This is a genomic window from Rhizobium sp. KDH_Rht_773_N (assembly GCF_052946295.1).
The window spans coordinates 675,079-686,877 of the sequence record NZ_CM129525.1 but is presented as its reverse complement, the minus strand read 5'-3'; the positions used below and the strand labels follow the sequence as shown (position 1 = coordinate 686,877).

The window sequence follows — 11,799 nt, the reverse complement described above, 5'->3', positions numbered from 1 at the left end:
CTGTTTCGTCAGTGGTCGAGGCTAGACCTAGACCATCGGATGTAGGATGATCCATGCTATGAAATCCAATCTGCTTGCGTGATCGTCCTAAATGCTGGCTGCCGACCCTCTTTCCGATGTCCTCTCGCTGCTCTCGGCCAGGAGCCTGCTGTCGGCCAGTCTCCGGGCCAGGGGCGACTGGTCGATCCGCTTCGCCTCCGATGGGGTGAAGTTCAACGCCGTGCTGGAAGGCGGCTGTTATCTCGTCTCGGAGGGCGGGCAGGCACGCCGGCTGGAGGCCGGCGACTGTTTCCTGCTCGTCAATTGCGGCGCGCATGTCCTGTGCAGCGACCCGTCGCTGCCGCCTGTTTCGCCCTCCGAGGTGTTCGGCCCCGACCACACCGCCTGCATCCGTCCCGACCTGCCGGGCGAGGGTCTGTTTGCGGTCGGCGGGCGCGTGACTTTCGACGATGCCGATGCCGGCCTGCTGCTCGATGCGCTGCCGCCGATCCTCTTCGTCAGCGGCAGGTCGCGGCAGGCGGCCGCCATCCGCTGGCTGCTGGCGCGGCTGGGCGAGGAATGGGACGAGAAGCGCCCCGGCGGCTCGGTTGCAGCCGATCATCTGGCCCAGCTTCTCTTCGTCGAGCTCATCCGCGTCTGGCTCGATCAGGCGGAGGCGGCAACGCCCGGCTGGCTGCAGGCCCTGGCCGACCGGCGCATCGGCGCGGCGATCCGGCTGCTGCACGGCGATCCCGCCCGGAACTGGCGGCTGCAGGATCTGGCCGAAGCCGCCGGCATGTCGCGCTCCAATTTCGCGCTGCGGTTCCGCAAGCTTGCCGGCATGTCGCCGCTCGACTACCTGCTGCGCTGGCGCATGCGGCTGGGCGCCAAGGCGCTGCGCTCGGGCGCGCAGCCGATCTCGGCCATTTCCTATTCGCTGGGCTATCGGTCGGAAAGCGCTTTCAGCAATGCGTTCAAGCGCATCAACGGCATTGCGCCGCAGCAGTACCGGCGCGACCGGCAAAACGGCTAGAGCAGTCCCAGAATTGCAGGGAAAACAATGCGCCAGAGCATCGAAGGCGATACCGCTTTCGCCTCAAATGCGTTCAGCGCGCCCGGATGACGCTCTTCAGATCGCGCAGCGGCGCCTGCCGGGTGAAGCGGTGGGCCGGAGCCTGCGGCGGGGCCGCCGGCTGGGCGGCGGCGGGGCTCTGCGGATTGTAGGTATAGCTGTCGGCCCGCCGCCAGGCCTCCACGCGGGCATGGCACTCTTCCGGGTCCAGCGCGTCGAGGATGAGGAAGGCGCGGCTGACATTGTGCTGCACCTCGCCAAGATGCGGATAGAGCTTTTCCAGCACGAAGACGGCATCGAGGAAGCCCATGCCGAGGCTCGTCAGGGTCGTGGCGAGCTGCTGGCCCGAGAGGTCGAGCATGATGCGCTCGGCCAGCCACCGGCTGGCCGACAGCGCATCGGCAAGGGCGGTGGCGAAATGCGTGGCCTCGCGCGTGCGGGCAAAGCGCACCAGCAGCGCCTCCTGAATGGGAGAGAGCGTGCGAAGGCCAAGCCGGTCCTCGTCATCGCGGCCGAGATGGCCGGCAAGGCCGCGGATGCGCTCGCGCAGCGCCTCTTCACCGGCAAGGCGCCGTGCCTCCTCCTGGTCGGCTTCGGTTGCCGCCGGCATGGGCGAAAGCGGCATGGCCGGCGGCTCGGCGGGGGCTGCGGCCGAGGGGCGCGGCTCGGCCTGGCGCAGGGCCACCAGCGCGTCGATGACCTTTGGCGACAGCGCGTCGCGGCTGACGATCGCCTTCACATGCGCCGCGCCATGGGTGCGCGCGATGGTGATCAGCGTGTCGTCGCTGATTGCCTTGGAGGCGGTAAGGAAGGGGGCTGCGACCTCGATCGGCTGGTTGCCGATGAAGAGCGCGACGGCGGCCGGCATGTTCTCGCACTGGGAAAGGGCCGCCACGGCCTGGCGCCTTGCCTCCTCCGAGGAGGCCTGGAACAGCGGCATGAAGAGTTCGGCAAACTGGCGCAGTTCGGAGCGTGTCGGATGCGACAGGTTCTCGAAACTGCTGACAGTCGCCATTAACACCACGTCCTTCTTCCTGATGGCCATGGGGCCTTCTAGGTCTCGAAACCGGTCACGCACACGAACACCCTGAAAAACGCAGAACGAGCGGGAAACCGTAGGCCGACAAGCGCTGGCGGGACGCGCGTCAGACCATACGGTTATGAACAAATCCTACACCGGCAGGGTTAATGCATGCTGAAGATTCTATTAAAATGCAACAGAATTATACACGTTTCGCGTGTCGCCACTTGGTAAGCCGGCAAAATAAATCCGCGCACCCCGGAAGTGGGGCGATTTGCGTCAATCAGCCATGTGGATAAATAGCCGGCGAAGAATCTAGAGACCCTTGCGGCCCCTCAGCGCCGACAGCAGCTTGTCGTGACTGTCGTGGCCCGATTCGTAAAGGTCGAGTGCGGTCGAGGCGGCGAACTGCGCTTCGACGCTTCCGATGTCGATATGTTTTTCCGCGCACCAAGCATCCAGCGCGCCGCGCAATACATCCAGATCTTCCGGCGTGAATGCGGAACTATACAGAAAGGGCATGGGTTGCTCTCCGTCTGACGGCAAGAGCGCGTATGATCTCCCAAGCGGCCGACGCCTGAAAACTTTCGGCCGATGGGGGCAGAATACACGCAGCCGCCCCCGCCGCAATTAATATTTTTGTGACGTATATTTGCAACAGCGGCCCCGCAGCCGCCGATTCTGCGGGTATGTGCGATTAACTATATGAATTGTTTCTAATTTTATCCGGCCCCTTGCGGCCCTTCTTTTCTTGGCCGCGACTGAAACCAAACAACTGTTCTGCGCGTTATCTCAGCGTCGAGCAGACTGCTGAGAGCAGTGGCTGAATATTAGTAATCTGTTAACGGTCGTGTGTATCAATTCGGACAGGAACGACGCGATTTGGAGAATACGGATCGTGGAAGCTCCGCAGCATCACGGTATTTCAGTCAGGTGCCGTGAGAAAGGCGCGAATGCCCTCGGTCCGGTCCACCCGGCGCCTGAGGACGCGCTGGCCCGCAGCATGGCGGGCAGGGTGAAATCCATCGCAAGTTCATCCGTCTCGGGCAGTGCATGGAGACGAGAATGGCAATTGTAGTCGCATTGGCGGATCGGCTGCGTGAGGAGCCGCGCCGCACGGGCAAGGAGCCCGGCGAAGCAAAAATCCTCTGGTTCACCGGCGTTCGTTACGAACGGATCGCCGAAACGTCCGACAAGAAACCGGCGCATTCTGCGCCGCGCGTCAAGAACAAGTAAGACACGAAAACAACCCTAGGTGTTTGACCCCAGCCTTTGGCGGCGCATTGCCGTCGCCGGCTCGGAGAGAGGCACCGTGGGACAGGTTCTACACGGCCGCGCCAGGCTTCCGCAGTACGGCACGGAGCGCGGCCCGGCCGCTGCCGGCAAGCCAGGACCGGAACGAGAGGAGTTCCGGATTGAGTTCGCGCATGAGGTTCAAATCGACGCGCTCGGCAAGCGGACCGTCTTCCAGGCTCGAAGCCATCTGCGCCAGGTCGGCATTAGCGGCCAGGACATCATCCGCAAACCGGGCATAAACGATGGGTTCGCCGGCAACCTCGGTGAAGGCGGCGGCCAAATCGTGGCCGGTCAATCTGTCGCCGGCAATTTTCATTGTCACGCCACCAAACCGGGCCGTGTCCGCGAAAGTCGCCGCAACGATTTTCCCTATGTCTTCCACCGCGATCAGCTGTATCGCGTGATCCGGCCGGATCAGGGAGAGCAGCCGTCGATCCTCGAGCCCGAAGCCGGGCCGAACGAGCATTTCCATGAAGATCATCGGTCGGACAATGGTGGCGGTGAGCGGTAGCTTGCGGATATGCTCCTCGATACGCGGCTTGGCATCGAAGCGTGGAACGCCGGTCAACTTGTCACCGGCGCTCGCGCCCGAGGAATAGATGAAGTGATCGATCCGGCTCCTTGCGGCCAGATCGGCGATGGTCTTTCCGTAACGGACCTCGTCTTCCGCCGACAGATTGCCGGGCAGCACGCTGAAGATGCCAAATATGCCCTTCATCGCGTCCTCGATTGTCGCCGTCTCTTCGAATGACCCGCGCACCAGCTCGGCGCCGGCTTGCTGCAGGGCAAGCGACGCGGGCTTAGGTCGTGGACTCATAAATTCGCATCCACAGCCTAGCCGAGGCGAGAGCGACGGCAGCAAGGAAGTTGGTGGCGAGCTTGTCGTAGCGGGTGGCAACCCTCCTGAAGTGTTTGAGTTTGCAGAAGAAGCGTTCGACGAGATTGCGCTGTCGGTAGAGGCTTGGATCGACTGATCTCTGGACCCTGCGGTCGCGCTGGGTTGGGATGTGGGCCTCGCCGCCGCGTTGTCGAACCAGGTCGACTAGGTGCTGCCAGTCGTAGCCACGATCGGCGATGACGACAGACGCTGAAGGAAGCCTTTCGAGCAGGCCGGGCGCGGCGGCCTTGTCAGAAGCCTGCCCTTGCGTCAGCGCGAGCCGAACCGGCAAGCCCCGTTCGTCGACCACGACATGAATCTTGCTGGTCAGTCCTCCACGAGACCGGCCGATGGCGTGATCCGGACCCCCTTTTTACCACCGGCGGCGTGCTGGTGGGCGCGGACGATGGAGGAATCGATCAATTGCATCGACTGGGGCGAAGCGGCTGCAAGCGCCTCGAAGACCCGCAGCCACACGCCCGCCTTGGCCCACCGATTGTAGCGATTGTAGGCCGTCGTGTAAGGGCCGTAGCGCTCCGGAAGATCGCGCCACGGCGAGCCGGTTCGCAAGATGTAGAAGATCGCGTTCAGAACGCGCCGATCATCCGCCCGCGCCACGCCACGGGGCTTGTTGGGAAGAAGCGGCGCAATCAGCGCCCATTCCCGATCAGTGAGGTCGAATCGTGCCATGCAAACTCCTCCTTCGGAGTTTGAATCATGAACGACCCTCAAAGGGAATCCCGTTTATGAGTACAGTCCCTAGAAGGATCGGGTATGAAGGCTCGGACAGGCCATCCGGCTTTCAGTAGCGCCCTGGCAACGGATCCGCCCTGCCGGCCGGTGGCGCCGAAGACCAGAATTGGAAGTCGATCATGTGACATGGGATGCCCTCGTGTTGAACAAGGGCTATCCATATATACGGTTTTCGCCGGGCCGGAAGACGGCACATTCCTGAGCCTCAGGCACAAAGATGTATGTTTTGGAGAAGACGATGGTCAGCACTGCAGGAAACGAGACAAATGACGGCCGTCGCTTCAAGCCGTATCCGGCCAACGGCATTTGCGCAAAACTGGGTGACAAATGGACCGCTCAAGTGATCTGGCATCTGTCGCTCGCCAGCGGGCGAAGGCTTCGCTTCTCGGCCCTCCAGTCGGCGATCGACGGGATCACCCAGCGTATGTTGACGCTCAGCTTGCGGAACCTTGAGCGAGACGGGCTGGTGACGCGCCACTACTTTCCCGAGGTCCCCCCGCGCGTTGAATATGAATTGACCGATATGGGCGCGGAACTGTTGCGTGTACTCGAGGGCGTCAACACCTGGATATGGGATAATCTGCCGCGCATCGAGGAATGCAGGCGAATCTACGATCAGGGCGAACTGGCTGCGGAACATAACGGCAAAGCAACGTGACGACGCGCGGCGCATCCACGATGCACGAATTCGCGAGCCAAACCATTGCACGCGGGAGCAACGGACACCTGCGTCGATTGTTCTGACGCGCAGAACCGCATGTACGAGAGAGACGGGATCACTCTGGCTCGTCGGGCTGCGTGGCCGCCAGGTCGGTCGTGACGCGGCGCCTCATCTCCTCCCATATCCGCAGCAGTTCGTGACGCCGCCGTGGCGGTTTGCGCTCCAGAACCCTGATGTCGGACATGCGTTCGACGCGGAAATGGCGGATGGCTTCGCGCCGTTCGCACCAGGCGATCAGCAGGCAATGTACGTCATCGTAGCCTAGAAGGATCGGCCAGACGCAGCGCTGACTGGCCGTGCCTTCCAGCGTGCAGTAGGTGAAGGCCAGTACGCGTCCCCGCCGAAGCGCATCTCGCACCGGCGTTGTATCCAGCTTCTCCTGAGCGGCGGTGTCGACGGGACGTATGCCCAGCGTCGGCTGTTCCAGCACGAAACGGCTGCCTTCAGGCAATGCAAACCGGATCTTCGACAAGGCGTCCTGCGCTAGTCGGGCAAGTGCCTGATCCGGATGCTGAGCGACCCATTGCCCCCCGAGCGCGAGCGCCTCGGCCTCTTCCGGGCTCAGCGCCAACGGTGGCATCTCATAGTCGTCCGCCAGCAGGTATCCCAGGCCTGCCTCACCTTGTATCGGAACCCTCTGGCCGATCAATTCGGCAATATCCCGGTAGACCGTGCGCCGTGACACCTCGATCTCGGCCGCGATGGCCGCAGCCGTGATTGGCCGCGATGTGCGGCGCAGGATCTGGATGATCTGAAAAAGACGGTCGGCGCTGCGCATTCATTGACTCCTGTTGCCATAATGCTGGCAGCAGCATTCACCTACAAGGCTCCTGCTCCGATCATCGATCGGGTCGAAACAGGAGACCAAAATGAAATTCGCCTCTCTTCGCCTCATCGCGCAGGACATCAACCGCCTAGTCGCCTTCTACGAAATGCTCACGGGTCTAACGGCCGAGTGGTTGGCCCCCGTCTTCGCCGAGATCGTGACGCCATCCGCGACCCTCGCCATTGGCAGCGCGGAGACCGTCGCTCTTTTCCAGGAGGGGACGGCCGAGCCAGGCGCCAACCGCACCGCCATCATCGAGTTGCAGGTGGCCGATCTGGAAGCGGAGTTCGAAAGGCTGAAGGGGCTTGTCGAGATTGTCCACCCGCCGAAGCTCTTGCCCTGGGGCAACCAGACCTTTCAGCTGCGCGATCCGGAGGGAACGCTGGTCAGCCTCTACATGCCGGCGACTGAACCGGCCAAGGCCCGTTTCGAAAACCGCTGAACTCCGGTTCTGAACTTCGGCGGCCCCGCTTTGGCGCATCCGGTGCGATAGCGGGGCGGTCATTCCTTGATCCTTGTGGCGTCTAGCGGACGTCGAGTTCGTCGCAGCCCGCCCCCGTGAGGAAAGCGCGCGCGGCTTCGTCGAAGCTTGCCTGCGGCGCCAGCGTGCGCAGCACCGCATAACCTTCGGGATGCGTCATCTCCACCATGATCGTCTGCTGCAGGTCCTGCGGCAGGTTCTTGCGCAGGTCCGTCAGCTGGATCGGGCCGGCCGCCACGACATCGAGCGCGCCGCCGACGGAGGTGCGGTCGTTCATGCTGAAGACCTCGTTGGAGGCGCTGTCGTAGATGGCGATCGACCAGAAGGGCACGTTGCCCTTGGCGGTGAAATGCACCGGCGCCTCGCCGACATCGAAGGAGCAGACGGCGGTGCGCACGAATGGATCGCCGTTGGCAAGCCCAGCCTCGTCGTAGCGGCCGGTCAGCAGGTAGAAATTGTTCGGATCGCCTTCCGCCTCCACCCGCGTCGCCGCGTCGCGCCCGGTGAAGTGCGGCAGCGCCAGAATGATGACGAGATGCAGCAGTGCCGCCCCGAAAAGCCCGGCCAGCAGCGCGAAGAACAGCCTAAGCATTGCCGCACCCGATCTTGGTCAGCTTCGGCATGGAAAGGTCGATCACGCCGGAACTGCCGGCCGTCGGCGTGTCGAACAGCGTCAGCACCAGCCGGAACGTGCCGGCCTGCGGCAGCGCCAGCCAGTTGCCGGGTGCCGCGCGCGTGGCGATGTCGATGGTGAAGCTGCTGTCGGGCTGGCGCAGCACCGTCCACGAATTCAGTGCCGCCGGCAGGGTCTGCTGCAGCGAGGCGGGGTTGCCGGAATTGTCGGCGGTAAACAGCGTCCACAGCCGCGCCGGCGGCGTCTGGCCGACGATGCGGTAGCGGCAGGCGGCGTTCAGCCGTTCGCCGCTGTCGTCCACGCTGGCGGTAAAGGTCAGGCCCTCGGCGCTGCCGTAGAGCAGCTTGCCGGCGCGCGCCCGGTGCGATTTCGCATAGGGGTCCGCATCGACGGTCTGGAGTTCGGGAAAGGCCTCCCAGGCGCCGAGCTTGATCGCCCCGAACCCTTGCGTCGCATCCAGCGCGTAAAGCGAGATCATGATGCCGCCGCCGAAGGCGACGATCAGCGTGACCAGGATGAAAAGGGGAAACCGAAACACCTTGCGCCCTTGAAGATCAAACTTGAAGATCAAATCAGTTGAAAGGGTTATCACTGATTCTGGCAGGGTGGAATGCCGTGAGGCGATGTGTCCCCGGCGCAAAAGGCTATAACGCCTTGCTTCATATGGCGCAAGGCGTTGTAAACGCCCATGATCGCGGGCTTCGCCGACGCCGGGACGGAACGAATCCGGAGCGGCGCAAGAAGCCGGAAATTGCCGCCCGATATCCAGGCCGTTGCGCTGCGCAGGCGGCGCCTGCTCAATCAGGCGAGGCGGGTGGACGATCTGCCCATGCCGTCCGGACATCGGCTGGAAGCCCTGAAGGGAAGCCGGCGCGGACAATTTTCGATCCGCATCAACGATCAATGGCGCATCTGCTTCAACCGGGAAGAGGGGACGGCTCACCATGTCGAAATCGTCGATCATCACGACTGAAGACGCTCTTCTTGCGAATCCCCATCCGGGCGAGATCCTGCTGGAGGAGTTCCTGAAGCCGCTGAACCTCGGCCAGAACGCCCTGGCGCGCGCGATCCACGTGCCGCGCGCCGTGTCAATGAAATCGTGCCGGGCAAGCGCAGCATCACGGCCGACAGCGACCTTCGGCTGGCCCGCTATTTCGGCCTGTCGGAAGGTTTCTTCCTCGGCCTCCAGGCCGATTGCGACCTGATGGAAAGGCGCCACGGGATCGGCGGCGATCTGGCGACGATCACTTCGCGGGCCGCCTGAACGGCTCGCATCCCTACTCGGCGCTCGCCACCTTCTGCATTTCGAGCGGCGCGGCATCCTTCAGCTTCTCGCCGATGCCTTTCAGGATGTTCGTCGATTGCACGGAGAGCATGCGCGGGCGGATCAGCGTCGGCACGCCGTCCTTCGGCTTGTTGGCCTGCGCCTTGGCGACGTCCTTTTCGGAGGGGAACGGGTTGTCGACGCCGGGAATGGCGCGCAGCGTCACGCCCTGATGGGCATAGTCCATGGCGCGCTTGAAGGTCATGGCGGGCAGCGAGCCGCCGGTCATGTTGTTGGTCGAGGTATAGTCGTCGTTGCCGAACCAGACGGCGCAGGTGTAGTTGCCGGTGAAGCCGACGAACCAGGCGTCGCGATAGGCCTGTGTCGTGCCGGTCTTGCCGGCGGTGAGGATGCCGTTGTCGAGCGCCGCCTTGCGCGCCGTGCCCACATAGGGCACGCGCGACAGCATCTGGTTCATGTAGGTATCTGCCTGTTCGGAAAGCACGCGCTGGGCGGGCGGCTCGTCACGGTCGAAATCGTAGAGAATATCGCCGTCGTAATCGAGGATCTGCGTGATGCCGTGGCGGCGCGACTGGTAGCCGCCGGCCGGAAACACGGCATAGGCCGTCGCCTGGTCGAGCACCGTCACTTCCGACGTGCCGATCGGGATCGTCACGTCGTCGCGGATCGGCGTTTCCACGCCCATTGCCTTGGCCATGGCGCGGATCGGCTGGATGCCGAGCTTTTCCTTGGCGAGCCGCACCGGGATCGTGTTGATCGACTGGGCGATCGCGGTTTCCAGCGTGATGCGGCCGGCATAGCGGTTTTCGTAATTGTGCGGGCTCCAGTTGCCCCAGGAGATCGGCGCGTCGATGATCGTCGTCTTCGGCGTCATGCCGCTCTCCATGGCCACCGAATAGGTATAGACCTTGAAGGAGGAGCCCGGCTGGCGCAGCGCCTTGGTGGCGCGGTTGAACTGGCTCTCGCCGTAGTCGCGCCCGCCGACCATGGCGCGCACGGCGCCGCCGTTCTCGATCATCACCATCGCGCCCTGCTTGGCGTGATAGGCCTCGCCATATTCGCGCAGCGACGTCTCGATGGAATCGTCGGCCGCCTGCTGGATGCCCATGTCGATCGTGGTGCGCACGATCAGCGAGCGCTGGTGGAAGCGCGGCGACAGGCGCTGCACCTCGTCGAAGGCCCAGTCGAGGAAGAAGTCGGGCGATTCCACCTCGTTGCGGTCGACGACGGTGGCGGGATTGCGCCGCGCGGCGATCACCTGTCCCTCGGTCATCAGCCCGCTCTGCACGAGATTGGTCAGCACCTCGTTGGCGCGGGCGCGCGCCGCCGGCAGGTTGACGTGCGGGGCATATTTGGCCGGCGCCTTGAACAGGCCGGCCAGCATGGCGGATTCGGCAAGGTTCACGTCGGTAATGTTCTTGCCGAAGTAAAATTGCGCCGCCGCCGCCGCTCCGAACGTGCCGCCGCCCATATAGGCGCGGTCGAGATAGGTGGCGAGGATCTCCTTCTTGGAGAGGTTGGCCTCCAGCCACAGCGCCAGGAAGGCCTCGGTGATCTTGCGGTCGATCGAGCGTTCGTTGGAAAGGAACAGGTTCTTGGCAAGCTGCTGCGTCAGTGTCGAGCCGCCCTGGACGACCTCGCCGGCCTGGGCGTTCGTCACCATGGCGCGGAACAGGCCGATTACGTCGATGCCGAAATGGTCGAAGAAGCGCCGGTCCTCGGTCGCCAGCACCGATTTGATCAGCGAATCCGGCAATTCGTCGATCGGCACGGAATTCTGGTGGATGACGCCGCGATGGCCGATGACGTTGCCGTAGCGGTCGAGGAAGGTGACGGCGAAATCGCCGCGGTTGCGCCAGTCTTCCTTGGTGGCCTCGAAGGCCGGCTGGGCGAGCGCCAGCATCAGCACCATGCCGACCGCGCCCAGCGACAGCCCTTCGCCGGCCAGTTCGAAAACCGCGCGTTTCCAGCCGCGCATGCGGAAGCGGCGGAAGAAGATGGTCGTGTCTTCCCAGATCTCGGCGGCGCGAAAACCGGCATTCCAGACGGTCGAATCGATCCACGAATCGATGCGCAGCAGCAGGTGGCGGTTTTTGCCTTCCCGCCTGCCTGGCGTCTTGCCTTGCCCGCCTTCGGGTTTATCTGTCCCACTATCGGGGTTGTCTGGGTCCTGCACGTCCTGTATTCCCGCCTGATCGCGCTCGGCGGCCGTTCTGAACCCGGACGCCGGAACGGGGCCTGAAAGGGCCGCCTGACTCTCCGGTTAGCCGGAGCATGTTGAATAATTGGTTGATTTTGCGCACGAGAACAAGAGAGTTGAACGGTCGTCACGCGAATTTGCGGGCGGCTGTTGCAAGAAACGAACGATGAACGATCTGCCCTTCTGGAAGCGCAAGACGCTTGCCGAAATGAATGCCGAGGAATGGGAAAGCCTGTGCGACGGCTGCGGCCTCTGTTGCCTCAACAAGATCGAGGAATGGGATACCGGCGACGTCTATTTCACCTCGATCCGCTGCAAGCTGCTCGACAGCGAAAGCTGTCGCTGTTCCAGCTATGCCAACCGCTGGGATTTCGTGCCGGACTGCGTGCAGCTGACCAAGGAAAACGTGCCCGAGATCGAATGGCTGCCGCCGACCTGCGGCTATCGCCTCGTCAATGAGGGCCGCGATCTCTACTGGTGGCATCCGCTCGTCTCGGGCGATCCCGAGACCGTCCACCTTGCCGGCATTTCCGCCCGCGGCCGCACCGTCAGCGAGAACGATGTCGATCTCGACGATTTCGAGGATTACGTCGTCGACTGGCCGCTGACCGTCGGGGACGATGCCGGGGAGCCGGTGGAAAAGGCGGGCTGACG

General features: G+C 63.4%; 15 protein-coding genes and 1 pseudogene. 7 read left to right on the top strand and 9 right to left on the bottom strand.

The window, feature by feature from the left end:
- The first annotated feature begins 91 nt into the window (after positions 1 to 91).
- Complete coding sequence (locus ACU8HS_RS03580; RefSeq protein WP_112756540.1) at positions 92 to 1,012, top strand: AraC family transcriptional regulator; 921 nt, start codon at positions 92 to 94, stop codon at positions 1,010 to 1,012.
- 73 nt (positions 1,013 to 1,085) lie between these two features.
- Here the strand turns inward: ACU8HS_RS03580 and ACU8HS_RS03575 are convergent, their stop codons facing one another.
- Together ACU8HS_RS03575 and ACU8HS_RS03570 are read right to left on the bottom strand one after the other, a co-directional pair.
- Positions 1,086 to 2,129 carry a DUF2336 domain-containing protein gene (locus ACU8HS_RS03575; RefSeq protein WP_113500524.1) on the bottom strand — a complete coding sequence of 348 codons (1,044 nt, stop codon included), beginning with the start codon at positions 2,127 to 2,129 and terminating at the stop codon, positions 1,086 to 1,088.
- Positions 2,130 to 2,387: 258 nt separating this feature from the next.
- Entirely contained in the window at positions 2,388 to 2,594 is a 207-nt protein-coding gene (locus ACU8HS_RS03570) for a hypothetical protein (RefSeq protein ID WP_112568663.1), read from the bottom strand.
- A 543-nt stretch (positions 2,595 to 3,137) separates the two neighbouring features.
- On the opposite strand from ACU8HS_RS03570, the gene ACU8HS_RS03565 reads away from it, so the two are divergent.
- Positions 3,138 to 3,308: a hypothetical protein gene (locus tag ACU8HS_RS03565; RefSeq protein ID WP_377313153.1), complete on the top strand. Its 171-nt coding sequence runs from the start codon at positions 3,138 to 3,140 to the stop codon at positions 3,306 to 3,308.
- Positions 3,309 to 3,396: 88 nt separating this feature from the next.
- Here ACU8HS_RS03565 and ACU8HS_RS03560 read toward each other — a convergent pair whose 3' ends face one another.
- From ACU8HS_RS03560 to ACU8HS_RS03550, 3 genes are all read right to left on the bottom strand, one after another.
- Positions 3,397 to 4,230, bottom strand: a complete 834-nt coding sequence (locus ACU8HS_RS03560; RefSeq protein WP_447015413.1) for an NmrA family NAD(P)-binding protein — start codon at positions 4,228 to 4,230, stop codon at positions 3,397 to 3,399.
- Positions 4,169 to 4,935, bottom strand: a protein-coding gene (locus tag ACU8HS_RS03555; RefSeq protein WP_447014811.1) for an IS5 family transposase whose coding sequence is annotated in 2 segments (ribosomal slippage) — positions 4,169 to 4,611 and positions 4,611 to 4,935 — 768 coding nt in all. Because the reading frame shifts where the segments join, the coding sequence is not laid out codon by codon here. Before ACU8HS_RS03555 ends, ACU8HS_RS03560 begins: the two co-directional genes overlap by 62 nt.
- Positions 4,936 to 4,973: 38 nt before the next feature.
- The gene (locus ACU8HS_RS03550; protein WP_447015412.1) at positions 4,974 to 5,126 is read right to left on the bottom strand and encodes an NmrA family NAD(P)-binding protein; all 153 of its coding nucleotides are present in this window, start codon (positions 5,124 to 5,126) and stop codon (positions 4,974 to 4,976) included.
- 110 nt (positions 5,127 to 5,236) lie between these two features.
- On the opposite strand from ACU8HS_RS03550, the gene ACU8HS_RS03545 reads away from it, so the two are divergent.
- Entirely contained in the window at positions 5,237 to 5,656 is a 420-nt protein-coding gene (locus ACU8HS_RS03545) for a winged helix-turn-helix transcriptional regulator (protein ID WP_447015411.1), read from the top strand.
- A gap of 118 nt (positions 5,657 to 5,774) precedes the next feature.
- On the opposite strand, the gene ACU8HS_RS03540 is transcribed toward ACU8HS_RS03545, so the two are convergent.
- A complete protein-coding gene (locus tag ACU8HS_RS03540; RefSeq protein ID WP_112568669.1) occupies positions 5,775 to 6,497 on the bottom strand; it encodes a helix-turn-helix transcriptional regulator in 723 nt (240 codons plus the stop codon).
- 91 nt (positions 6,498 to 6,588) lie between these two features.
- On the opposite strand from ACU8HS_RS03540, the gene ACU8HS_RS03535 reads away from it, so the two are divergent.
- A complete protein-coding gene (locus ACU8HS_RS03535) occupies positions 6,589 to 6,987 on the top strand; it encodes a VOC family protein (RefSeq protein WP_112568671.1) in 399 nt (132 codons plus the stop codon).
- Positions 6,988 to 7,069: 82 nt separating this feature from the next.
- Here the strand turns inward: ACU8HS_RS03535 and ACU8HS_RS03530 are convergent, their stop codons facing one another.
- On the bottom strand, positions 7,070 to 7,618 hold the full coding sequence (locus tag ACU8HS_RS03530) for a DUF1254 domain-containing protein (RefSeq protein ID WP_112568673.1): 549 nt from the start codon (positions 7,616 to 7,618) through the stop codon (positions 7,070 to 7,072).
- Positions 7,611 to 8,198, bottom strand: a complete 588-nt coding sequence (locus ACU8HS_RS03525; protein WP_112568780.1) for a DUF1214 domain-containing protein — start codon at positions 8,196 to 8,198, stop codon at positions 7,611 to 7,613. The genes ACU8HS_RS03530 and ACU8HS_RS03525 overlap by 8 nt, the downstream gene beginning before the upstream one ends.
- Positions 8,199 to 8,348: 150 nt before the next feature.
- On the opposite strand from ACU8HS_RS03525, the gene ACU8HS_RS03520 reads away from it, so the two are divergent.
- Positions 8,349 to 8,633, top strand: coding sequence for a type II toxin-antitoxin system RelE/ParE family toxin (locus ACU8HS_RS03520; RefSeq protein ID WP_447015410.1), 285 nt, complete (start codon positions 8,349 to 8,351; stop codon positions 8,631 to 8,633).
- Positions 8,605 to 8,924 (top strand): annotated as a pseudogene (locus ACU8HS_RS03515) (HigA family addiction module antitoxin). The gene ACU8HS_RS03520 and the pseudogene ACU8HS_RS03515 overlap by 29 nt, the downstream one beginning before the upstream one ends.
- A gap of 13 nt (positions 8,925 to 8,937) precedes the next feature.
- On the opposite strand, the gene ACU8HS_RS03510 reads toward ACU8HS_RS03515, so the two are convergent.
- The gene (locus ACU8HS_RS03510) at positions 8,938 to 11,121 is read right to left on the bottom strand and encodes a PBP1A family penicillin-binding protein (protein ID WP_112756526.1); all 2,184 of its coding nucleotides are present in this window, start codon (positions 11,119 to 11,121) and stop codon (positions 8,938 to 8,940) included.
- Positions 11,122 to 11,311: 190 nt separating this feature from the next.
- Here ACU8HS_RS03510 and ACU8HS_RS03505 point away from each other — a divergent pair, with 190 nt between their 5' ends.
- Positions 11,312 to 11,797: a YcgN family cysteine cluster protein gene (locus ACU8HS_RS03505; protein WP_112568681.1), complete on the top strand. Its 486-nt coding sequence runs from the start codon at positions 11,312 to 11,314 to the stop codon at positions 11,795 to 11,797.
- Positions 11,798 to 11,799: the final 2 nt, after the last annotated feature.

Bases quoted from the DNA above. Each gene is read 5' to 3' on its own strand.
- ACU8HS_RS03505 (WP_112568681.1), top strand. From the start codon at position 11,312: ATGAACGATCTGCCCTTCTGGAAGCGCAAGACGCTTGCCGAAATGAAT.
- ACU8HS_RS03565 (WP_377313153.1), top strand. From the start codon at position 3,138: ATGGCAATTGTAGTCGCATTGGCGGATCGGCTGCGTGAGGAGCCGCGC.
- ACU8HS_RS03535 (WP_112568671.1), top strand. From the start codon at position 6,589: ATGAAATTCGCCTCTCTTCGCCTCATCGCGCAGGACATCAACCGCCTA.
- ACU8HS_RS03540 (WP_112568669.1), bottom strand. From the start codon at position 6,497: ATGCGCAGCGCCGACCGTCTTTTTCAGATCATCCAGATCCTGCGCCGC.
- ACU8HS_RS03580 (WP_112756540.1), top strand. From the start codon at position 92: ATGCTGGCTGCCGACCCTCTTTCCGATGTCCTCTCGCTGCTCTCGGCC.
- ACU8HS_RS03545 (WP_447015411.1), top strand. From the start codon at position 5,237: ATGGTCAGCACTGCAGGAAACGAGACAAATGACGGCCGTCGCTTCAAG.
- ACU8HS_RS03550 (WP_447015412.1), bottom strand. From the start codon at position 5,126: ATGTCACATGATCGACTTCCAATTCTGGTCTTCGGCGCCACCGGCCGG.
- ACU8HS_RS03530 (WP_112568673.1), bottom strand. From the start codon at position 7,618: ATGCTTAGGCTGTTCTTCGCGCTGCTGGCCGGGCTTTTCGGGGCGGCA.
- ACU8HS_RS03570 (WP_112568663.1), bottom strand. From the start codon at position 2,594: ATGCCCTTTCTGTATAGTTCCGCATTCACGCCGGAAGATCTGGATGTA.
- ACU8HS_RS03520 (WP_447015410.1), top strand. From the start codon at position 8,349: ATGATCGCGGGCTTCGCCGACGCCGGGACGGAACGAATCCGGAGCGGC.